At 55.5% G+C, this 21,535-nt stretch carries 18 protein-coding genes; 9 read left to right on the forward strand and 9 right to left on the reverse strand.

Annotated elements, in window-relative coordinates; all coding sequences use genetic code 11:
- Window positions 1-43: 43 nt before the first annotated feature.
- Complete coding sequence (locus ACVDG4_RS16495; protein ID WP_447235878.1) at window positions 44-862, forward strand: sugar phosphate isomerase/epimerase family protein; 819 nt, start codon at window positions 44-46, stop codon at window positions 860-862.
- Between the two features lie 12 nt (window positions 863-874).
- On the opposite strand, the gene ACVDG4_RS16500 is transcribed toward ACVDG4_RS16495, so the two are convergent.
- Window positions 875-3,541 (reverse strand): AsmA family protein, encoded by a 2,667-nt coding sequence (locus ACVDG4_RS16500; RefSeq protein ID WP_447235879.1) that lies wholly within the window; start codon window positions 3,539-3,541, stop codon window positions 875-877.
- A 109-nt stretch (window positions 3,542-3,650) separates the two neighbouring features.
- Window positions 3,651-4,217, reverse strand: coding sequence for a TetR/AcrR family transcriptional regulator (locus ACVDG4_RS16505; RefSeq protein ID WP_447235880.1), 567 nt, complete (start codon window positions 4,215-4,217; stop codon window positions 3,651-3,653).
- A 187-nt stretch (window positions 4,218-4,404) separates the two neighbouring features.
- Between ACVDG4_RS16505 and ACVDG4_RS16510 the strand changes: the two genes are divergently transcribed.
- Window positions 4,405-5,145 (forward strand): SDR family oxidoreductase, encoded by a 741-nt coding sequence (locus tag ACVDG4_RS16510; protein WP_447235881.1) that lies wholly within the window; start codon window positions 4,405-4,407, stop codon window positions 5,143-5,145.
- A gap of 75 nt (window positions 5,146-5,220) precedes the next feature.
- On the opposite strand, the gene gnd is transcribed toward ACVDG4_RS16510, so the two are convergent.
- Window positions 5,221-6,645: an NADP-dependent phosphogluconate dehydrogenase gene (gnd, locus tag ACVDG4_RS16515; protein WP_447235882.1), complete on the reverse strand. Its 1,425-nt coding sequence runs from the start codon at window positions 6,643-6,645 to the stop codon at window positions 5,221-5,223.
- 242 nt (window positions 6,646-6,887) lie between these two features.
- Here gnd and ACVDG4_RS16520 point away from each other — a divergent pair, with 242 nt between their 5' ends.
- From ACVDG4_RS16520 to ACVDG4_RS16530, 3 genes are all read left to right on the forward strand, one after another.
- The gene (locus ACVDG4_RS16520) at window positions 6,888-7,868 is read left to right on the forward strand and encodes an ABC transporter substrate-binding protein (RefSeq protein ID WP_447235883.1); all 981 of its coding nucleotides are present in this window, start codon (window positions 6,888-6,890) and stop codon (window positions 7,866-7,868) included.
- 6 nt (window positions 7,869-7,874) lie between these two features.
- Window positions 7,875-9,590, forward strand: a complete 1,716-nt coding sequence (locus tag ACVDG4_RS16525; protein WP_447235884.1) for an ABC transporter permease — start codon at window positions 7,875-7,877, stop codon at window positions 9,588-9,590.
- A 93-nt stretch (window positions 9,591-9,683) separates the two neighbouring features.
- Window positions 9,684-10,130 carry a GNAT family N-acetyltransferase gene (locus tag ACVDG4_RS16530; protein ID WP_447235922.1) on the forward strand — a complete coding sequence of 149 codons (447 nt, stop codon included), beginning with the start codon at window positions 9,684-9,686 and terminating at the stop codon, window positions 10,128-10,130.
- A 9-nt stretch (window positions 10,131-10,139) separates the two neighbouring features.
- Here the strand turns inward: ACVDG4_RS16530 and ACVDG4_RS16535 are convergent, their stop codons facing one another.
- Together ACVDG4_RS16535 and ACVDG4_RS16540 are read right to left on the reverse strand one after the other, a co-directional pair.
- Complete coding sequence (locus ACVDG4_RS16535; protein ID WP_447235885.1) at window positions 10,140-11,186, reverse strand: ABC transporter ATP-binding protein; 1,047 nt, start codon at window positions 11,184-11,186, stop codon at window positions 10,140-10,142.
- A gap of 59 nt (window positions 11,187-11,245) precedes the next feature.
- Complete coding sequence (locus tag ACVDG4_RS16540) at window positions 11,246-12,166, reverse strand: phosphotransferase (protein WP_447235886.1); 921 nt, start codon at window positions 12,164-12,166, stop codon at window positions 11,246-11,248.
- Between the two features lie 253 nt (window positions 12,167-12,419).
- On the opposite strand from ACVDG4_RS16540, the gene ACVDG4_RS16545 reads away from it, so the two are divergent.
- From ACVDG4_RS16545 to ACVDG4_RS16555, 3 genes are all read left to right on the forward strand, one after another.
- Window positions 12,420-14,000: a trimethylamine methyltransferase family protein gene (locus tag ACVDG4_RS16545; RefSeq protein ID WP_447235887.1), complete on the forward strand. Its 1,581-nt coding sequence runs from the start codon at window positions 12,420-12,422 to the stop codon at window positions 13,998-14,000.
- A gap of 62 nt (window positions 14,001-14,062) precedes the next feature.
- Window positions 14,063-16,498, forward strand: coding sequence for a GcvT family protein (locus tag ACVDG4_RS16550; protein WP_447235888.1), 2,436 nt, complete (start codon window positions 14,063-14,065; stop codon window positions 16,496-16,498).
- Between the two features lie 53 nt (window positions 16,499-16,551).
- Entirely contained in the window at window positions 16,552-17,928 is a 1,377-nt protein-coding gene (locus tag ACVDG4_RS16555) for a M24 family metallopeptidase (RefSeq protein ID WP_447235889.1), read from the forward strand.
- Window positions 17,929-17,947: 19 nt separating this feature from the next.
- Here the strand turns inward: ACVDG4_RS16555 and ACVDG4_RS16560 are convergent, their stop codons facing one another.
- On the reverse strand, window positions 17,948-18,244 hold the full coding sequence (locus ACVDG4_RS16560) for a hypothetical protein (protein ID WP_447235890.1): 297 nt from the start codon (window positions 18,242-18,244) through the stop codon (window positions 17,948-17,950).
- Window positions 18,245-18,349: 105 nt separating this feature from the next.
- Window positions 18,350-19,261 (reverse strand): LysR family transcriptional regulator, encoded by a 912-nt coding sequence (locus ACVDG4_RS16565; RefSeq protein WP_209174764.1) that lies wholly within the window; start codon window positions 19,259-19,261, stop codon window positions 18,350-18,352.
- 170 nt (window positions 19,262-19,431) lie between these two features.
- Between ACVDG4_RS16565 and ACVDG4_RS16570 the strand changes: the two genes are divergently transcribed.
- Complete coding sequence (locus ACVDG4_RS16570) at window positions 19,432-19,566, forward strand: hypothetical protein (RefSeq protein ID WP_286183412.1); 135 nt, start codon at window positions 19,432-19,434, stop codon at window positions 19,564-19,566.
- A gap of 16 nt (window positions 19,567-19,582) precedes the next feature.
- On the opposite strand, the gene ACVDG4_RS16575 is transcribed toward ACVDG4_RS16570, so the two are convergent.
- Together ACVDG4_RS16575 and ACVDG4_RS16580 are read right to left on the reverse strand one after the other, a co-directional pair.
- Entirely contained in the window at window positions 19,583-20,410 is an 828-nt protein-coding gene (locus ACVDG4_RS16575; protein WP_447235891.1) for a phosphate/phosphite/phosphonate ABC transporter substrate-binding protein, read from the reverse strand.
- Complete coding sequence (locus ACVDG4_RS16580; RefSeq protein ID WP_306147754.1) at window positions 20,407-21,333, reverse strand: fatty acid desaturase; 927 nt, start codon at window positions 21,331-21,333, stop codon at window positions 20,407-20,409. The genes ACVDG4_RS16575 and ACVDG4_RS16580 overlap by 4 nt, the downstream gene beginning before the upstream one ends.
- Between the last annotated feature and the right edge of the window lie 202 nt (window positions 21,334-21,535).

Consider the following 21,535-nt stretch of genomic DNA (forward strand, 5'->3'; position numbering starts at 1 on the left):
GCCTAAGAGGCGGACATTGATTTTCAATTTTTCAGAGCCGTATATGTCCAGTCTACCTATCCTTGGCGCTGCCATGTCGCTTTCGTCTTTCGAACGCCACCGGGATCTCATGCTTGAAAAACAGCGGGACCTGGAACTACAGGATTTTGTAACCGGGGAAGTCCTAAACGGAGACTGGGCGTCGGTTGCAGACCACGCCAAGAAACTGCTGGATGGACATGAAGGTAGGGTTGGCATCCATGGCCCCTTCTGGGGCTTTACTGTTGATGCAAAGGACCCTGACATACGAGAGATCGTCAAGAAACGTCTGTTGCAAGGGCTTGAGGTTTGCGAAGCCATTGGTGGCACACACATGGTCGTGCACAGCCCCTATTCGACTTGGGATTACAACAATCTCGACAACTACGATACCGGTCGGGCAACAAAGATCGAACTCTGTCACCTCACGATGAGAGAAGCGGTCAAGCGCGCAGAAGATATCGGTTGCGAACTGGTGCTTGAAAACATTGAAGACAAGGACCCTTACGCGCGTATCGAACTTGCCGAGAGTTTCGGTTCGCAAGCTGTAAAGATATCCATCGACACGGGTCATGCCCACTACACCCACGGGTCCACAGGCGCACCGCCGGTCGACTATTTCATCAAGGCTGCGGGCAACAACCTACGGCACATTCATCTTCAGGATGCCGATGGCTATGCGGACCGTCACTGGACGTTAGGAGAAGGCACCATCAACTGGCCGAGCGTGTTTGCAGAACTTGGAAAACTGGACAGCGACCCGCGGCTGATCGTTGAACTGCGGGACGTTTCCGGGCTACCCGCCTCAATTGCCAACATGGAAGCTCTAGGGCTCGCCCAATAGACAATCGGCGATCTATTTTGGACCTGTGTTTTTGGGAATGACGCACGGGCGGGCGTCTTTATCGATGGCGCCTGATCCGGAAAAGATGTGACCGAGGACGTTGATCGGAAGTGACAAGACCTCTCCCATGGCTCGGCCAGCTCCACCGTCTTTCACAATGAGTTCCGGGTCCGACAGGCTACCCTTGATTTCAAATGGAGACACAATCTCAACAAGTTGCTTTTTCTTAGCGCGCGGCAAAAAGGCCAAGTCCAGATTGCCGCTTTTGAAGTTGACTGAGCCGCCTCCGACAATCTGAACATTTTCGGTTTCGACAACCAGGGAATTGCCTGACGCTTTACCGGATTTGAACCGGAGTGGCAGAACCGCACAGACCAGCTCGGCGCCCTGTTCCGAGTTACCGGACATCAGCCAAGTGAAAACACTCAAACCGCTGAGCTCGATCAAACGGTCCGGAAAACGTCCTCCCCACAAGGATGTTGTCACTTTGCCGTTCAACGTATCCAAAAAAGCATCAAGAGAGCCGGTCTCTCCGTGGAGATCGAGACTGGCGTAGACAGTGCTGCTGATCGGAGCCGTGAGGCCAAGCTCATTCATCAGGCTCTTGAGTGGAAACTTTTCCATCCGCCCCTTGATTGAAGCCACCGGCGGTTCTGTTTTGAAGTTAAAACCGAGATTACCGCTCACCCGTCCGCCGATATATGCCAATGCCAACTCTGCGATGCTAAAAACCTCGTCCTCGAATAGAACATGTGCCGAGATGTCACCTGCTTTCTTTTTGCCAACGACTAGGCTTTTCGCTGCGACATGAATGCTGGCCGCAAACTGGGATGCGTCACTGTCAGTAATCTCAAGTCCGGTCTCCGGTCCTTCAAACCCAAGCCCGGCAAGCTGCGCGAGACCTGATAACTCCGAGAGGTTCAAAGCTTCAGAGCGAATATCACCGCTCAAGAGCCAGGTAGAAGTCTCGGGCTTTGGACCAACATTCAGATCGGCCGAGATAGCGCTGCTGCCGGAGAGAAACTCTCCGGAAATCCCGAGTTCGCCAGCTTGCAGGCTGCTTTGACCTGAGAAAGTGATATCTGGCAATGGTTCTGAAGCCGCCCCCGAAACCAGCTCTACGACTGCTGCAGGGTCCGGAATTGCAAATTCGGTTGTGAAGTTAAGCTCATCAACGCGGCGCAACTCAGGCACGGTCAGGTCAAAACTGAAATCCAGCAGATCGGTGCCTTCCACCGCCCCCTTGAAGGTGTTGAGAGCAAACCAGCTATCGGAATCGCTGAGTTCAACCTGCCCGACAAGCGTTCCAAGATCCGGTCGTGGTTCTCTGTTCGAGTTGAGAAAGAAGGACACCGGATATTCAAAACGTCCGGCAAGCGTTATCCCGTCCAATGCGATCACATCATCTATCTGACCAGCCAGTGTGAGGTTTGGACCGCCATCGGTCCCATTATTGATAGTCAGCTCCTGCAGGCCTACCCGGCCGTCTTCGGACTTAACAATGTGACCCACGGAGATTGGACCGATCGTCTCAATATCCAAGATGGCGGCGTTGGTTTTGACTTGCGCATTGCGAATCGCCAGATCATTCAATGGGCCGTAAATTTCGCCGGCCAGCGCCAAAATTTCAATTGCCAGTTCATTGTCCGCTGACGCGAACGGCGCTAGAAGCGCGTTGAACGAAAGATCCAAAGACGGATCCAGGCTGGCATTTTCAACCGCACCCGTTATCGTCACCTTGTCGGAGTGCCTGCTTGTGAAGTTGATCTCAATGTTGGAAATCGATAACGACTCAAGCGTTCCAGAGAACTTCCAAGACGCATCGACTTGACCATCGACTTCACTGGTCAATCCGCCCGAGGCCAATGCCTGAGCCAGCGAGCCGGAAGACAATTCCAGCTCGCCCTCAACACCGGCGTAGGCTGTCGAGGTGTTGATCCTGCCGGAAATTTTGGAGTCTATGCCGGGAAACGCCAGCGCGATTTCAAATGCGCCATTTTGCAGTGGCCCGTTTTGCGGTGGCCGGGCAATTTCACCCGATATTTGAAGCGGAGTTCCGTTCAAGTCGGCATCCAGTTCAATATCGAGCGTGTCCGTTTCTTCTGACGGAGCAATGTTGAGCGAGCGGATGTTCACGCGCTCATTCCATCCACTTTGGACGCCCAGATAGTGTAAGGTAACGTCGGTCAGTTTCAGTGCTTCAAACACCGGCAGATTGATAACCTCAGACGGCAGCCGGTAATAGGACAGTTCCTCGTCAGTGGTCTCCCCCGGAGACGCCAGCAATTCAATGTCAGCACCAGCCATTTCAAAATTGGAGATACCGGATAGGTCGCCGAGAAGAATTCTGTAAGGTGCATCAAACCGGACATAATCAAAAAACCTTCCGGTGCCGCCTTTCGGCTGGCTGTACCGCTCGACGACGGCATCCTCCATCCGCACAACGATCTGAGACCCGAATTCGATCTGGACAGGACCTTGCACCTCTGCCGACCGATCGAGCTGCACCGTCAGAATGCGGCTTGCGATGGTTTGCCGGAGTGGCTCGAAGACTCCAAGTTTTAGAGCCGAAACCATAAGAGCAGCCAATACCAACAGACCAACCACACAGCCGGCGAAGACACGCCGGACTATTCTGATGGTCGGCCGAACCGCCACTTTCGGGGTTTCTGTTGCCACTTTGGAGACCGCTTCTCTTGCAGCCCCCCGCCGGGGGATCTGAATGTGAACGGCAATTACAGATCAAACAGATATTGCTTTCAACTGAGAAGTCTCCGGGGCATGGATTTTATCCCTGAGCGCCCCCGCCCGGAGGGTCTACTGGCAGCACCGACAAACTGACCTCGATCATCTTGTCCAACTCAGTCAGCGAAAGCCCAGCTTGGGCCATGGACGAAATGGCGGCCGCTTGTCCCGCGAAGAAGTCTGCAAGTGCGCTGATATCGGTGCTGTTCGACAACTCGCCTTCGGTCTCGGCCCGCCTTAAGCGGAGAAGAAAGGCGTCCCGCCGCTCAAAATTGAGGTCTTGAAGCGCCTGTTTCAATTGCTGGCTTTGGGCCGAACAAGCGAAACTGTTGTTGACGATGAAACAGCCCTCGGGCAGTCCGCTCCCTTCTTTCGCGTGCAGCACGCCCCTCAAAGCGGTTCGCAAGCTCTGTTTCAGAGGTCCAGTTGAGTTCACAAGATCGTTGACAAGAGGCGCACCAATCTCTTCCTGGTAGAGCCGCAAAGCTTTTTGAAAAATCTCGTCCTTGTCACCAAGGTTGGCATAAAGGCCCGGCTTGGCCATTCCTGTGGCGGACACAAGGTCCGCCATGGACGTGCGATCATAGCCCCGCTCCCACAAAGTGTGCATAGCGGTTTTAAGCGCATCCTTCGGATCAATTTTTCTCGGCCGGCCTCTCGACATGTGTTGGTTGCCCTGCTTGATCGCAAATTAAAATACCAATTCGTATTTTATTGTCTTGAAACTCGCTTTCAAGCACTTATTAAAATACCGTATCGTATTTTATTTGATCTACCACCAGAGAGGACGTCTGCAAATGTCGAAAATTGAAGGAAAGGCCGTCTTGGTCACGGGCGCGAACCGGGGCATAGGACGGGCGTTTGTCACCGCGCTTCTGGAACGCGGTGCCGCAAAAGTCTACGCAGCCGCGCGCCAGCCAAAAACACTGAGTGATGTAGTTGCGCACAACAATGGCAAGGTGGTTCCAGTCAAGCTGGATGTGACTAAACCGGAGGATATTGCGGCCGCGGCAAAACACAAGGACGTAGCACTTGTGATCAACAACGCGGGCACCGCCGGTTTCTCAAGCTTCACCAATCCGGATGCCGCAGATCGCGGGCGCTTTGAAATGGAGACCAACTATTTCGGCACTTTGAATGTGTCCCAAGCCTTTGCTCCGATCCTGAAAGCCAACGGCGGAGGCGCTATCATCAACCTCGGATCGATCGCCTCGCACGTGAATTTCCCGGTCTTGGGGACCTATAGCGCCTCGAAAGCGGCCGTACATTCGCTGACACAGGGCCTTCGAGCGGAGCTCGCAGCACAAGGAACGCAAGTTGTCGGCGTCTACCCTGGACCGGTGGACACTGATATGGCGGAGAAGTTTGAAACCGATAAAACCTCGCCTCAGGAGGTCGTCCGGCAGATCCTTGATGCCTTGGATAAGGGAGAAGAGAATGTCTTCCCAGACCCTACATCGACGCAATTGTATGAGCAATTCCTCGCAGCGCCCGATGCAACGGCACAGTTTGTTGGTCAGACATATCTGCCCGGCTAACAAGACGGAAAATTCTCGAGCGCGCCACTCGGCGCGCTCAAACTGCCCCGCCGGGTCTGGCTCTATGATCTGCCCTTAACCCATCGCCCAGGGACCGTGGTAGCCACCGCCCTCCTTATCCGTACGCGCAAATCCATGTGCTCCAAAGAAGTCACGCTGACCTTGAAGCATGTTCGCGGTTGAACGCTGTGTCCGCATTATGTCGAAATACGACAGCGCTGCCGATAAGGCCGGAACCGGCAGACCGTGAAGCGTGGCCTGTGCCACGACCTGGCGCAGCTTCCTTTCGGTTTCTTTCAATTTTTCGGTGAAGAACGGGGCCAGCATGAGATTGCGGTTTGCATCATCCGACAGTGCGGACGACATGTCGTTCAACATGGCAGAGCGAATGATACAGCCGTTGCGCCAAATCTTCGCGATCTCCGGCAGTGGCATGTCCCAGCCATACTGTTTCGCGGCTTCGAGAATGAGACCGAAACCCTGCGCGTAACAGATGATCTTTCCGGCAACGAGCGCAGCCTCCAGAGCGTCAATTCCGATGAGGTCCTTGTCCATACGCTGAGGCGCAGCGCCGAACACCTGTTCGCCCTTATCACGCTCTTCAAGTCTCGCGGACATATTGCGCGCGGCAACGGCAGCCTCGATTGCACTGGCAGGCGTGCCAAGCATCAACGCCTCGATCGCTGTCCAGCGGCCCGTGCCCTTCTGACCCGCGGTGTCCAGAATGATATCCAGCATCGGCTTGCCGGTTTCCGGATCTGCCGTCTTGGCGACCTTCCCTGAGATTTCGATCAGGTACGACTGCAGTATCCCGCCATTCCAGCGTTCAAGAACCTCACCAACTTCGGCTGCGCTCATACCGAAGCCATCACGCATCACACCATAGACCTCGGCGATCATCTGCATGTCGGCATATTCAATGCCATTGTGCACCGTCTTGACCAGGTGACCGGCACCGGCAGCGCCAAGGAATGCGGCACACGGCTCGTCCTCATACTTGGCCGAGATCGCCTCCAGAATATGCCCCACGCGGTCCCAGGCGGATTTGTCGCCCCCACCCATAATGGACGGACCAAACCGGGCCCCTTCCTCACCGCCAGACACTCCGATGCCCATGAACCGCGGCCCCTTTTCATCGGCTTCTTCCGCCCGCCGATTGGTGTCGTGGTAGTTGGCGTTGCCCGCATCGATGATGAGATCATCCGCATCCAGAAGCGGACGAAGAGCCGCGATCTGCGCGTCAACAGCCTCCCCGGCCGGCACCATCAAAATGATTGCGCGCGGTGAAGCGATCGACGCAACGAAGTCCTCAAGGGCCTTGCTTGGCACGAGTTTCCCAGCCAGCGGACCCGACTTTTCCATGAACTGATCGGTTTTTTCCGATGTCCGGTTAAACACGGCAATCCGAAAACCGTTTTCAGCGATATTGAGCGCCAGATTTCCGCCCATCGTTCCAAGGCCGATCAGGCCGATTTCCGCTTTAGCGCCGTCAGTTGTCATGCATTGTGCCCGTAAGTTTTCTTTAAATCGATTTGACGTGGTGATAGCCGACCTCATGACAATCGGCAATTGCCTGGTGTCATCGTCAGTGAAGGGGCAGCGTATTTTCTCAATCGTCCGTCAATAAGACGGAAGCCCCAATCACGTATTTTTACCTAGCAGCCAAAAAAATCTGTCACACAAGCCTGATAGCCAAGGCCATCTGTTAACCACCAGTGGCCTTTCGCAAGAGGATCCGTGACATGAAAAAGTTCCTGATGGCTGCCGGCATTCTTGCCGGTGCAACCGCATCCGCATTTGCCGGCGACGTTTCCGGCAAACTGGTTCTTTATACCTCCCAGCCGAACCAGGACGCCCAGGCAACGGTCGACGCGTTCACCGCCAAACATCCGGGCGTTGAAGTCGAATGGGTGCGCGACGGCACCACAAAAATGATGGCCAAGCTGCGCACGGAATTTGAAGCAGGCGCGCCGAAGCCGGACGTTCTCTTGATTGCAGACATGGTAACCATGGAAGGGCTGAAGCAGGAAGGCCGTTTGATGGCCCACGCAGGCGCTGACGTGTCCGCCTATGATCCGGCTCTGATGGATGATGACAAAACCTACTTCTCCACTAAGCTAATCACCAGCGGCATCGTCTACAACACCGATGCGCCGATGAAGCCTTCCTCCTACAAGGATCTCCTGAAGCCGGAGGCCAAAGACAAATTGGCCATGCCGTCTCCGCTGACATCCGGTGCAGCCACCATCCACATGGCAGCACTGACCTCCAACCCGGATCTCGGCTGGGCCTTTTACGAAGGCCTTGCTGATCAGGGCGCCAATCCGAAAGGTGGCAACGGTGGCACCTACAAGGCCATCGCCGGCGGTGAAAAACTCTATGGTTTCGTCGTGGACTTTCTTCCGATCCGCGAAAAGTTGAAAGGCGCTCCGGTCGAGTTCGTGTTCCCTGAAGAGGGTGTTTCTGCTGTCACCGAACCGGTTGCGATCCTCTCTACGGCCCAGAACCCGGATGCTGCCAAGGCTTTTGTTGATTTCCTTCTTTCCGAAAAGGGTCAGAAACTGGCGTCGTCTCAAGGATATCTGCCAGCCCATCCGGCTGTTGCAGCACCGGAAGGTTTCCCGGCTCGTGACCAGATCAAGCTGATGGACTTCGATCCAGCAAAGGCCCTCGAGCAAGATCAAGCAAACAAGATCAAGTTCACCGAGATCTTCGGTGGCTAAGACTTGATGGCGCAAGCCCAGAATTCAAAACTGCTGAATGGCGAGAGGATCTCTCTCGCCATTTTGGTTCTCTGCGCGACGCTCCTGTGCGGGTTGCCGCTCCTCCTCTTGTTCAAGATCGGATTGACCCAGGACGGCGCGCTTGCTTTTGCGCCGCTGGCAGAAGCCCTATCCAGCCGGTCTGTCCAAAGGGCGCTCTGGCACTCCATGGAGAGCAGCCTTTTGTCGGCGCTCGCGGCAACAGTATTGGGAACAGTTCTGGCCCTGATTGTCGGACTGACAGATGTTCGCGCCAAGGGACTGCTCGTCTTTTTGATCCTCCTACCGATGATGATCCCGCCGCATGTCACGGCAATTGCCTGGATCCAGGCACTGGGGCCGGCAAGTCCGGTGCTTCGATGGATTGGGCTGGCACCCGAAATCGGGTCGACGCATCCGCTTTATTCACGCGAGGGTCTTGTTCTTCTTCTGACACTCCAGCACAGCCCCTTGGTCTTCCTGCTGGTTCGAGCAGCGCTCCGGTCCTTTCCGAGGGAATTGTCTGATGCTGCGCGCGTGTCCGGCGCAGGGGCATTCCGTCTTTTGACAAGAATTACGCTGCCACTCCTCGCGCCAGCTTTGCTCGCCGGCTTCGCTCTTGCATTTATCGCAGCGCTTGGAAACTTCGGCATCAACGCGCTGATCGGCGTTCCGGCACGCTACACGACACTGCCGGTTCTGATTTGGCGAAGACTGGCGAGTTTCGGGCCGGATGTCCTCCCGAATGTCGCAATCATTTCGGTCATCCTGGCGCTGGTCGCTCTTGTAGCCCTCCTCATACAGGGGGTGTTGCAACGACGTATGCGCGCCAGCCTCATTGGCCTGCCGCAGGACCCGCTGGCAATCTCGCTTGGGTCAAAACGCAAATGGGTAGAAGCAGGTCTTTGGAGTTTTGTTGGCCTGGTTCTGTTGCTTCCCGCTGCATCGCTTCTGGCGACTTCCTTGGTGAAGACATACGGGCTCCCGCTTTCAGCAAGCACCGTGAATCTGGACAATTTCGCAGAAGTTCTCTGGCGCCAGTCTGTGACGCTAAGAGCCTTTGCGAATTCGACGCTGATTGCTGCCATTGCAGCGGGCGTCATCGCGGTCATCAGCATCTTCTTGGGGTACTTCCTAAGTCACCGGCATAAAATTTGTCGCCTTGCGGGGACCGCAACGGCCGCACAGGCAGAGATTGCTTTTGCCGTGCCCGGTCTGGTCCTATCCATCGCCTTTATTCTGGCGTTCATCCATCCGCTACCGTTCTTGAACATCTCCCTCTACAACACGCTTTGGATCATTTTGATTGCTTATATCTCCGCTTTTCTCGCGGTCGGATTAAAACCCGTTGCAGCTGCCTTTGTGCAGATGGACAGATCACTGGAAGACGCCGCCCGTGTATCCGGCGCGGGATTTTTTCGGCGCGTCCGGCGGGTATTTGCGCCGCTTGTTGCGCCGTCTGCAGCTTCCGGCGCCATTCTCGTGTTCCTCACTGCCTACAACGAGGTCACTGTCTCGGCACTTCTGTGGTCCACGGGAAACGAGACAATCGGAACCACCATTTTCAATTACGAAGATGGTGGTTACACAACGCTCGCAGCTTCCATGTCTGTGGTGGTTGTTCTGGCAACAATTTTGGTCATGCTCGGCATGAACGGTCTGGCGAAACGCGTGCCCTCTGGAACGATCCCCTGGAAGGACTAGTATCAGTCTTAGAGAGTGTAAGATTTGAAGATCAGACAAACACGCAAAAGCGATATCTCAGCTCTTCAGGCCGTGGAGATTTGCGCCAGCAAAGTGTTTCTGACAATCGACGGATTGGAAACCTTCGCGGATGGCAGTTGCGCGACCGAGGAACAGCATATGTCTGCAATCGAACCAGGCACAAGCTGGACCGCGGAAACAGATGACGGACAACAGATCGGCTTTCTGGCAGCGATCCCGGAAGACGACGCTCTCCATGTCTATGAGATTTCCGTTCATTCCGATTGCCAGAAACAGGGGATAGGCAAAGCGCTGATGGAATACGCTGAAGCCTATGCAAGAGCGCTCGGACTGTCAGAAATGACATTAACGACGTTCAGGCACGTGCCCTGGAATGCGCCGTTTTATGAAAGACTCGGTTTCCAGATCCTGAAGTTGGAAAAATGTGATGCGCGGCTTGGCAGTATCCTCTCAAAAGAACTTAGCCGCGGATTGCCTATGCCCGAACAACGCTGCGCCATGCGCAAAACGCTAGCCTGAGAAAACCAGTTACTCCGGCAGAATCCAACCGCGTAGTATATCCAGAAACAGAGTTTCACCGGGCACAGCCGGGCGATTGTGGGTCATCAACAACGGTATCGAGAGCCCATCGAGGGCCACAAAAACTTCCCAGAACCCGCCACGGTAAATCGTTCTTTCAACGGTTGCTTTAAGACCGTGCCCACCAACAGATGGAACCAGGTGTTCGGGCCGCAGCATCAACGTTGCTGAACCGGTTCTGGTACCAACAGGGCAGTCTACGTCGACCCGATGCCCGGCAAGTGTAATATTCGCGTGCCCGGCTTCGACATGGTTGACCTCAACGCCAACAAGGCTGCTGCGCCCGATAAAACTGGCAACCTTTCGCGATGCCGGCCGCCGGTAAAGCACATCGGGCTCGGCAACCTGCAAGATCTCGCCGTCCCACATAACCGCAACCTGATCGGCGAGTGCCATCGCTTCACGCTGATCGTGAGTGATGAACAGTGTCGTTGCGCCACTGGCCTTGTGAAACGCAGCAAGCTCTTCCTCCATGGCACCGCGCAAGTGCGGATCAAGGTTTGCAAGCGGCTCGTCCATCAACACTGTTTTTGCGCCTTGCGCCAAACAGCGGGCGAGCGCAACCCGCTGACGCTGCCCGCCGGAAAGGTCGGCCGGTTTCCGGTCGCGAAATGCCGTCAACTCCACCGTGGCAAGGTGTTGATTGGTGCGTGTTTTGATGTCGGACTTTTTCAAGCCAGACGTTTCCATCGGAAAGGCGACATTTTCAGCAACACTCATGTGTGGCCAGAGAGCGTAGGACTGGAATACGACGCCGGTTTGCCTCCGTTCCGGCTCCATATGGTAGCCGTCTCGAGCGACTGTTGCGCCGCCCAGCGCGATTTCTCCACTGTCGATCGGCTCAAGTCCGGCGATCGTACGCAACAGTGTGGACTTGCCGCAGCCGGAAGGACCAAGCACCACAAAAAATGTGCCCTCCGGGATCGAAAGAGATACGTCATTCAGAGCCTTGTGTGACCCGAACGACTTGGTAACGGACGCAATTTCAATAGACATACGACCCCGTTACCGGCTTCCCATGACAGCCGGATTACACCCGTTCATGGTCGCGTCGTTCACTTTCCGCGCAGTCTGAGGAGAAGGTCGACCTCTTCTTCCAGGGCACGTGCATAGGCACGTGAGGCCGGAGCGTTTTCGTGGGTCAGGGTTTCCTGCCGAAACAGACAATATGCGGCCAATCGCCAATGGTAGGCGGATCGTTCAGCCAAAAAACGATCAACAATCGCGCGGTCCGGATAATGCTCCAAAAACAGGTCCTCGGCATAAAGGACGAGTGGCTTCAGGCCATAAAGCGTGAGGAGACCGGGAGAGAGAAAACAAGCGATGTCTTCAACGGGATCGCCGAGACCAGCATATTGCCAATCGATCAAAGCGGGTCCTGCCGCTGTCATTTGCACTGTGCCGAGGCAAAGGGACCTATGAATCAAAATGTGTTGGGGTACCGCAGGCACCTCAATTGAGCTGTCATTTGGCCGGAGACGTTTCAAATTGGCAGCCCGGCGGCTATCCGGAATCTTTTCCAGAATAGCATCAGCATGAGCGAGCACCTGGTGATACCCAGACGGCACCATTCTGACTTCCTCTGGTGCAAGCTCCAGAGCTGCAAACCGCCCAAGCAGCAGAGCCGCATCACGCACATCAATTTCAGCTTCCGAGCCGCGTTCATATCCATAAATCACCAAGGGCGACCCAGCTGGACTGTCTAGAAAACACTCCAAACGCGGCGCCAATCGATGACGCTCCAACAAGGTCAGGGCAGTCGCTTCTTCCTGGGGCAGCGTCGGATAGAGCGGATTGTTCTCAAGGCCCGGAAAATACTCCTTGATGACATAATCGCGCTCGCGCGTTTGGAGACGCCAAAACCGGTGTGTGTAGGAACTCGGAAGAGGTCGTAGCCGCGCTCCGCTCAAATCCCCGAACGGATAGCGGCCTTGCAAAAAGTCCAGCAATTCAGCGTCGGTCATCCTGTCAGTCACGCAACACCTTCAAAATTCACTTCATTTTTTTGAAGCCTTTGCATCGCAGACGTCAAGCTTCGTCAATAGCCGGGCAGAGCCGATTGACCGCCGGATCTGGAAATGTCGCGAAAGTGGCAACCGCCGTCGTTCTGAGACGCCGTAGAAAAATGACCCTCTCGATTAAGGTTGAACGACAGGTTGGGCAGAGATCTGCTCACGGCCCCAAAATCTTTCACGCTCTGCGTATACGGCCTCGGAAAGGTGTCTCGCCATGTCCAGTCAGCTCGATCTTGTTGAGACCACCGAAGCGGCGCCGGCGAGGCGTGGCCGCCGCCGGCGAGGCGGTGGAGACAAAGCGGGCCCGGAGCACTTCCCTCAAAAGCCATTCAAACAACCCCGCCACATCTACAAGCCTGTGGAGGCTGTCTCCGCTGATGAGCTGGAGTCCATTCACGAAGCTTCAATGCGGGTGCTCGAAGACATCGGCATCGACTTCCTTCATGAGGAAGCAAAGGAAATCTTGAAGGCAGCTGGAGCGGATGTAACACCGGGGTCAGACCGGGTTCGCATGGACCGGGCTATGGTTGAAGAGCTCGTCGGAAAAACGCCGGACCAGTTTACGGTTCATGCCAGAAATCCGGCGCATAATTTGACCCTTGGCGGCGACCATATTGCATTCTCCTGTGTCGCAAGTGCACCGAACGCTGTCGACCGCGAGGGTGGGCGCCGCCCTGGAAACCAGACGGACTATCGCAATTTCCTGAAGCTTGCGCAGTTCTTCAACATCATTCACTGCGTCATGGGGTATCCGGTCGAACCGGTCGACATTCACGCCTCTGTCCGGCATCTGGATTGTGTGTCCGACATGATCCGCCTGATGGACAAGGTGTTTCACATCTATTCACTCGGCAAGGAGCGGAATCGCGATGGTCTGGAGATGACCCGCATCGCGATGGGGTTATCGGAAGAAGAGTTCCGCAAGACCCCGAGCGTTATCACAATCATCAATTCTTCCTCCCCGCTTCGGCTCGATACGCCGATGCTCCAGGGCCTCATCGAAATGGCACGAGCCGGACAAGTGAGCGTTCTGACGCCGTTCACGTTGGCGGGCGCAATGGCTCCTGTGACGGTCGCGGGAGCATTGACACTCCAAAATGCCGAAGCACTCGCCGGCATCGCCTTCACCCAGATGGTCAATCCCGGCGCGCCGATGGTCTATGGCGGTTTTACCTCGAATGTGGACATGAAATCCGGCGCACCGGCCTTCGGAACGCCGGAATATATCAAGGCCGCCCTCGTCAGCGGGCAGCTTGCCCGGCGCTACGGTCTTCCCTTCCGAACCTCCGGCGTGTGCGCAGCCAATACTGTCGACTATCAAGCTGCACTTGAAACGACATTGTCAGAATGGGGTGCGATCAATGGCGGCGGCAACCTGATCAAGCATGCTGCCGGATGGCTCGAAGGTGGCCTATCGGCCGGGTTTGAGAAATTCATCACGGATATCGACCTTCTCCAGATGCTGGCCGAATATCTGACGCCCCTCGATGTGTCGGAAGAGGCGCTTGCCATCGAGGCTATCCGCGACGTGGGTCCGGCTGGGCATTTCTTTGGAACCGAGCACACTCAGGCGCGCTACAAGGATGCATTCTACGCTCCGATCGTGTCCGATTGGCGCAATTATGAGACTTGGCAAGAGGCTGGGAGCCCGGTCGCCTACGACAAGGCGAACACGCTCTACAAGAAGGCACTTGAGGCCTACGAAGCCCCGGCACTTGATCCTGCAATTGATGAAGAACTCTCTGCCTTTGTCGCAAAACGCAAGGAAGAAGGCGGCGCGCCAACCGACTTCTAACGAGCCAATTTTGACATGCCACGCTTTAAGCGGATGAAACTGACTTTTTGGAGCAATTGAGAATGAAGTCCCATACTCAGGTCGTCGTGATTGGTGGCGGTGTCGTTGGCTGCAGTGTGCTCTATCACTTGACCAAGCTTGGCTGGAAGGACGTGGTCCTGGTCGAGCGGAGCGAACTCACATCAGGTTCCTCTTGGCACGCGGCGGGCGGCTTTCACACGCTCAACGGTGACCCGAACGTCTCCCAGCTTCAAAGCTACACGGTCGATCTCTATAAGGAACTGGAAGAGATCTCGGGCCAGTCCTGCAGTTTGCATCTGACCGGTGGCGTGATGCTGGCAGACACTCCCGAGCGGATGGATTTTTTGCGCCTCGCCCAGGCCAAGGGCCGGTATCTCGGCATGGATCTGGAACTGATCTCGGTCTCTGAGGCCAAGAAGATGTTTCCGATCCTCGATGAGAAATACTTCATCGGCGCCTTGTGGGATCCGATCGAAGGGCATCTCGATCCTTCGGGCACCACCCACGCCTATGCAAAGGCGGCGCGGATCAATGGCGCAGAGATCTATCGGCACACCAAGGTTGAGGAGATGGTACAGACCTCGGAAGGCACCTGGGATGTCATCACCGACAAAGGCACCATCCGGGCTGAACATGTCGTCAACGCGGGCGGTCTCTGGGCCCGCGAATGCGGCCGCATGGTCGGGATAGAATTGCCGGTGCTCGCCATGGAGCACATGTATCTGCTCACCGATGAGATGCCGGAAGTCGTTGCGCATAACGAGGCAACCGGCAAGGAGCTGATTGGCGTCCTTGATTTTGGCGGTGAAATCTACACCCGACAAGAAGGCAAGGGCATGCTGCTTGGCACTTATGAGCAGAATTGCCGCCCCTGGAGCCCGAAGGAAACGCCCTGGGATTTCGGGCACGAGCTCTTGGCACCGGACCTTGACCGGATCTCTCCGGAACTCGAAGTCGGCTTTGAGCATTTCCCAGCCCTGCAAAACGCCGGCATCAAGCAGATCATCAACGGCCCGTTCACCTTTGCCCCGGACGGCAATCCATTGGTTGGCCCGGTGCGGGGCCTCAAGAACTACTGGGTTGCTTGCGGCGTCATGGCCGGCTTCAGTCAGGGCGGCGGCGTCGGGTTGACACTTGCCAACTGGATGATCGACGGCGATCCGGGCTACGACATCTGGGGCATGGATGTTGCCAGGTACGGTGACTGGGCGACACTTGCCTACACGAACAAGAAAGTTCAGGAGAACTACAGCCGCCGGTTCCGCATCCGCTTCCCGAATGAAGAATTGCCCGCCGGGCGTCCGCATCAGACAACACCGCTCTACGACAAGATGTTGGCGCAAGGGGCTGTCATGGGCGACAGTTGGGGGCTTGAAACTCCCCTCTGGTTTGCTCGAGATGGTGAGACAGCTGAAGATGTCGTCTCGTTCCGGCGATCAAACGACTTTGAAGCGATTGGAGCGGAATGCCGGGCGGTACGAACCGGAGTTGGTATTACAGAAATCGCCAACTTCGCGAAGTACAAGATCACCGGCGCAGGAGCTGAAGATTACCTGTCCTACCTGATGACCAACACCATGCCGAAGGTGGGACGGATTGTGCTGACACCGATGCTGAACGAAGCCGGCAAGCTGATCGGCGACTTCACCATCGCCCGCGCCAGTGACGAGACGTTCTACATGTTCGGGTCAAGTCAAGCCGAAGTCTATCACATGCGGTGGTTCGAAAAGCATCTGCCGGATGATGGCAGCGTAGCGATTGAAGCCATCAACCTTGGCTGGGTGGGTCTTTCCATTGCAGGTCCAAAGGCCCGCGATGTCCTTGCGAAAGTGGCCGGGGACAATGTCTCCAATGACGCTTTCCGGTTCATGGACTTCCGCGAAATGGATGTTGCCAACGCGCCCTGCAAGGTCAATCGGATCAGCTACACCGGTGACCTCGGCTACGAGATCTGGATGACACCGGAATACGAGCGTCAGGTGTACATGGCTCTAATGGAAGCCGGGGAGGAATTCGGCATCCAAAACTTTGGCATGCGCGCGCTGCTCGCCATGCGCCTGGAAAAGAACTTCGGGACCTGGTTCCGGGAGTTCCGCCCGATTTATGGTCCGTTCGAAGCCGATCTCGGGCGGTTCGTAAAACTCGGCAAAAACAACTTTATCGGCCAGGAAGCCGCGCGCAGGGAATACGAGGATGGGCCGAAACGATCCCGGGTTTCCTTCGTCGTCGATGCACTCGATGCCGATGTGATGGGCGATGAACCGATTTGGCACGAGAACGATGTGATCGGCTGGATCACGTCGGGCGGCTACGCACACCATGTCGAGAGGTCTTTGGCTCAGGGCTATGTCCCCAGTGAGTTTGCGGGAAACACGGATGACGGAGCCTTCGAGATCGAAATTCTCGGAGAGCGCCGCAAGGCCACCCTCATCACGGATCCATTGTTCGATCCCAAAGCGGAACGTATGCGGATGTAGGCGGGACACGGCATGTACGGGATTGACCAATTGGCGGAGGAGAGCAGGCGGTTATGAATACGGAACACTTTGGCCGGCACCGGCGAAAAATCATGCCGGCCGTCTTGCCCGATCATCCTGGCGATGCAGCCGGGTTCGAGGCTCTGTCAGCCTACGCGACCGAAAAAGCCTCTGCACTCAACCGTCATGTTCTTGGATATGGTGAGCTTGCAGAAACCGAGTGGTCAGCGCTTGGCCTTACCGCACCTGACCTGGATGCCGTTCGCGAATACCGGCTTCAACGGATTCGCCAACAGCTCCAGGCCTTCGATTTAAGCGCAGCCATACTGTGTGACCCGCTGAACGTTCGGTATGCGACCGACAGCACCAACATGCAGGTCTGGAGCACTCATAATGCAGTGCGCTACACGCTTGTGACGCTGAACGGCCCGGTCATCGCCTTCGACTTTCACAACTGCGAACACCTGTCCGCGCATAACATGCTCGTTGATGAAGTCCGCCACGGTGTGCCCTGGTTCTATTTTGAATCCGGACCGCGGTCTGCGGAACTTGCGCAGAAGTGGGCTGATGAGCTGGCCGATCTGATCAAGACTTATTGTGGCCCAAACGCTCGAATCGCCGTCGACAAATGCCGCCGGGAAGGCGTTGCAGCACTTCAAGGCCATGGTTTGACGCTGCATGACGGTGAAGAGATCATGGAACTTGCCCGTGCCGTTAAATGCTCCGACGAAATCAAGGCGATGCGCCGGTCCATTGCTGCCTGTGAAGCTGCAATGTCGGAAATGGAAGCGGCCCTCCGGCCGGGCATGACGGAATGGGATCTTTGGTCATTGCTGCATGCGGGGAATATCCGTCGCGGCGGCGAGTGGATTGAAACACATCTGCTCGCTTCCGGCCCACGCACTAATCCCTGGTTTCAGGAAGCCTCAGCACGTGAAATCCAATCCTGTGAGCTGGTCGCCTTCGACACCGATCTTGTTGGGCCCTACGGCATGTGCTGCGACATTTCCCGCACGTGGCTGTGCGGCGGCGGACAACCGACCAACGAGCAGAGATCGCTCTATCAAATGGCGGTGGATCAGATTGAAGCGAATATAGAAATGCTCGCACCAGGGCGCAGTTTCTTCGAGCTTTCACACAGCGCCAAGAACCTACCGGAAGACTATCAGGCGAATCGATACTCGGTTCTGTTTCACGGTGTTGGCCTGTGTGATGAATACCCGGCAGTCCCCTACCCCGCAGACTGGGCGAGCGGAGGATACGATGGGGTACTGGTACCTGGAATGGTGGTCTGTGTGGAAAGCTATGTTGGCCGCCACGGCGGGCATGAAGGCGTAAAGCTGGAGGAGCAACTGCTCATAACAGAAACTGGCTATGAACGCCTCAGCACGTATCCATACGATGCCCGATTGATGGGCCGTCAGATCTGACGGCCTATTCCAACCAACCCTATTTCAGACGGACAATCTTGGCACCAAGGCCACGCACGTAGTCATCTTGGCTCATGACGACCACATTGGTCTCATTTATTTCTGTTTGCCGGAGCTCCAGCGGCGTCTTGCCACCTGGATTGATGATCACTTTGCGGGTTGGCGGCAGACCGCGGAAAACCAATACGCCCGCTTCCTTGGTCACGATGGCGCCGTACGGCTCGTCATGAAGGATACGGGTTGTGTCGCCCGCATAAGCCGATCCGGCAACAACGATCGCCGCCGCAGCGACAATAGTTTTTGTCAGGGTATTCATTTGAGCGCCTCTTTGCTGAACACACTTTTGCAATTCGCGAAAGAGTAACTCTTTGTTAACCATGTGGCGATCCGTTTTTACGGATTGTTAACTTTTTGGTTAATGTTATCCGGATGCGAGCGCACCGCCAAGCGTGATCTCCTTGAAACACTCCTCCACATGCTCGGCAAAGGCATGGGTCGCGCGCCCAGCGCGCGGACGCTGCTTCATGACGATATGATAGTCGCCAATCTTTGGTAGCCCGTGACGATCATCCAGAACTTGAAGGGGTGGCTCAACAACACTGGCCGGAAACGGTGCAACTGCGAGATCCGCCAACAAGGCCGCTTCCTGCCCCGCGCTGTGAAAGCTTGTGTATGAGATGCGATAGGGTTTTTGGGCCCCATCCAGCGCAATCCGGGCCGCACGCCGCCATGGACACCCAGGGGTCGACACGGCCAATGGAAGCGGATCCCGGTCGTAGGCAATCCCCCCCTCCAAACCCACCCAAACAAGCGGTTCGGAAAACACAACATCCGTTCCCGTTGGCATCGGTGCTCCAGGACGGACCGTTGACAGTACAAGATCCAACTCGCCCTTGCGGATTTTATCATCCAACGCCGGACTGCCATCCAAATGCACGTCGACATTCACCCCCGGATGAGACCGGGCAAAGCGGGACAGGAAATTTGGCAAGAAGCGTGTCCCAAAATCCGCCGGTGCGCCGAACCGCACTTCACCCTCGACAGATGGCGAAACAAACAGACTCACAGCCTCTTCGTTCAACATCAATATCCGGCGAGCGTATCCCAGCAATGCCTCACCTTCTGAAGTTAACCGCACAGCGCGACCCTCCCTTGCAAAAACTGCAACGCCGAGAATGGTTTCCAACTTCTTAATCTGCATGGAAACGGCAGATGGCGTCCGGCCAATCAGGTCAGATGCTTTTGAAAAGCTTGAGGTTTCAGCGATGACAAGGAACGTTCGATAAAGATCCATATCGATCAGTTCAGTTCCTGTCCCTGGCAATTTTTCCATAGGTGAATTCCGGATTTTCTGAGTTCAATTTTTTTGAACAAACCGATGAATACTATTCGATTGATTGAACCGCAAGTTATGCCCATATAGCAGTCAAGCGGCCCGTTATTTAAGCAGCGGACCGCACTTTCAAAATCAAACTTCGAACTGAATTCAGGATTGGGAAGACCATGACCTATCTTGCACAAGCCCTCGGCACCAACCTCATGGGTGTTGTCTCCGGCCGCTCCGCTGCTGAACTCGCCCGTATGAACCAGACCCTGCGTCTGGGCGAAGCTGCAAAAGCTCGTATCCTCGGCCGCTAATGGCCGAGTGGAAGCATCAAGCAAGGACGGAGTAGTTTCGCGCCCTTGCATCTGCTTCCATAACCAGGATGACTTGATAGTCAGCCAAAGACAGTTTTGAAAAGCCGCAAATGCGAAGGCGTTTGCGGCTTTTTTCTGTCTGCGGATTTGAAAGAACACGAGACACCGCGGCGGATATCTCCGCATGTGTTTCCGCGCCCAGATGCATTGAGGTTATGAACGGCAAACCTGGAACTTGCGCGGTTTGCGCTAAAGCGCGCAGTTGGTTGGCAAGCCCAGGCTTTTCTTGTTCAGCAAGGGCCCAGCACACCCCGTCAATGGCCGCAACATCAGCCCGCCCCTTGGCAACAGCGTCCATCGACGCCAAGTGACCACCACTTTCTACGATGCTTTCAAAGTAGGGGCCCCCATCCGACATCGGTGCGATGGTATCTCGAAACGCATTCATGCCAGATTGACTGTCCGGACCGTTGAAGACAGCGCGCGCTCCCTTCAGATCGGCCAAAGATTGAAATGGGTTGTTTTTCTTGACCACAATCTGGCTGCAATACTTAGCACCAGTACATCCAGTGGCCCTGTAGTGCGGCGCCCCGAGAAGATGGACCTTGCCAGCCAGTTTGTGCGTGAGGGGATACCCGCAGGTCTGTGCGAGAAGCAAGGCCGGATCAGTCCACATATCATAAAGGCTGATCTCAGGATCCCAGGGTTCCAAAGCAGACGGCGCAATGGCCAGCGCGCTGCAGATCTCATCCGTCAGCGCTGCTTCTATTTCTTGTGTTTCACTAGCCACTTCCGGCCAATCGTACATCGGCAACCGAACCGGCCGGAATGGTCTTTGGGTCATGATGGTGGCAGTGCGCGACCGGCGTCGGCATTCCGAACGAGAGGATGTGGAACAGGTTCCTTGACCTTGAAAAGGAAGGCTTTGACCATTTGCAAATAACTCTTGAACACATACCCCTGATTGCGCGCTTGCCATTCGTCCCGAGCGTCGTGGTACAACTTAGGAAGCGTATACCAAGGCGCCCGTGGGTGCGAATGGTGCACGATATGTAGATTATTGTTTAAGAAAAGCAGCGAAAACAGAGGGCAAAACTCTACGATCACAGATCGCGCCTCGGCATTTTCGTGAGCCCTGTGCTCTGCGTAAGTGCGCAACATCAACAAACTCATTCCGGGATAGGCTACTCCAAATATGTAGAGCCAGAGGGGGATGCCGCCAACAAACGATAAGAACGCCAGCACGAGAAGCAGGCCCACCAGATGATGCGCCCATGCTCTCGCTACACCGCTGTCTCCGGACGCTACTGCGCGAATTTCCGATCCATAGAACCCGACCAAAGACACAGCCGGACCAATCAGCAAGCGGCCGGCAAGTGTGTTGTTCAAGGTCAATACAAGTCGCAAGGCCCAAGGCATTTTCTGCCAGTCTCCCCAGGCGAGGTAAAAACTCTCCGGGTCATCGTAAGGATCCGTCAACCGATCGTCATTGTGGTGGCGTAAGTGCAGCGTCTTGAACCGGCGATACGGGATAAACAACCCGAAAGAACAATAAATCAGGGCTTCATTGAACCTCGCATTTCGGGTCGGATGGCCATGCAGGACTTCATGCTGAAGGGAAGATTGAAGCGTCACAAGCAGGGCAGCCAGCGGACAGACGATCCAGCCTCCCCAGTCCGAATAAAACGAAATGACCAAAGTCCAAGCCGCCGTTGTGGCCATAATCAGCGCCAACGTCGGCCACTCGCAGGATTTCCCAAGCGGCACGCTTTCCCCCAAATAACTGATACATTTTGAAAAACCGAAATGGTTTGGGGAGGATGCAGAGTTGGTAATTTGCATTCAACGAGAGACTTGAGAACAAAGTCTACAAAGTGTAATTTTCAAAACATTATGATGAATTTTTTCTATTTTGCTGAATAATTTCTGCAAGTAAGCCAACTCGAGACGTCTTTGATGACCGAAACGC

Source organism: Roseibium sp. MB-4, assembly GCF_053005265.1.

Bases quoted from the DNA above. Each gene is read 5' to 3' on its own strand.
- ACVDG4_RS16535 (WP_447235885.1), bottom strand. From the start codon at position 11,186: ATGTCTATTGAAATTGCGTCCGTTACCAAGTCGTTCGGGTCACACAAG.
- ACVDG4_RS16520 (WP_447235883.1), top strand. From the start codon at position 6,888: ATGAAAAAGTTCCTGATGGCTGCCGGCATTCTTGCCGGTGCAACCGCA.
- ACVDG4_RS16545 (WP_447235887.1), top strand. From the start codon at position 12,420: ATGTCCAGTCAGCTCGATCTTGTTGAGACCACCGAAGCGGCGCCGGCG.
- ACVDG4_RS16570 (WP_286183412.1), top strand. From the start codon at position 19,432: ATGACCTATCTTGCACAAGCCCTCGGCACCAACCTCATGGGTGTTGTC.
- ACVDG4_RS16575 (WP_447235891.1), bottom strand. From the start codon at position 20,410: ATGACCCAAAGACCATTCCGGCCGGTTCGGTTGCCGATGTACGATTGG.
- gnd (WP_447235882.1), bottom strand. From the start codon at position 6,645: ATGACAACTGACGGCGCTAAAGCGGAAATCGGCCTGATCGGCCTTGGA.
- ACVDG4_RS16525 (WP_447235884.1), top strand. From the start codon at position 7,875: ATGGCGCAAGCCCAGAATTCAAAACTGCTGAATGGCGAGAGGATCTCT.
- ACVDG4_RS16505 (WP_447235880.1), bottom strand. From the start codon at position 4,217: ATGCACACTTTGTGGGAGCGGGGCTATGATCGCACGTCCATGGCGGAC.
- ACVDG4_RS16510 (WP_447235881.1), top strand. From the start codon at position 4,405: ATGTCGAAAATTGAAGGAAAGGCCGTCTTGGTCACGGGCGCGAACCGG.
- ACVDG4_RS16550 (WP_447235888.1), top strand. From the start codon at position 14,063: ATGAAGTCCCATACTCAGGTCGTCGTGATTGGTGGCGGTGTCGTTGGC.
- ACVDG4_RS16560 (WP_447235890.1), bottom strand. From the start codon at position 18,244: ATGAATACCCTGACAAAAACTATTGTCGCTGCGGCGGCGATCGTTGTT.
- ACVDG4_RS16565 (WP_209174764.1), bottom strand. From the start codon at position 19,261: ATGGAAAAATTGCCAGGGACAGGAACTGAACTGATCGATATGGATCTT.
- ACVDG4_RS16495 (WP_447235878.1), top strand. From the start codon at position 44: ATGTCCAGTCTACCTATCCTTGGCGCTGCCATGTCGCTTTCGTCTTTC.
- ACVDG4_RS16555 (WP_447235889.1), top strand. From the start codon at position 16,552: ATGAATACGGAACACTTTGGCCGGCACCGGCGAAAAATCATGCCGGCC.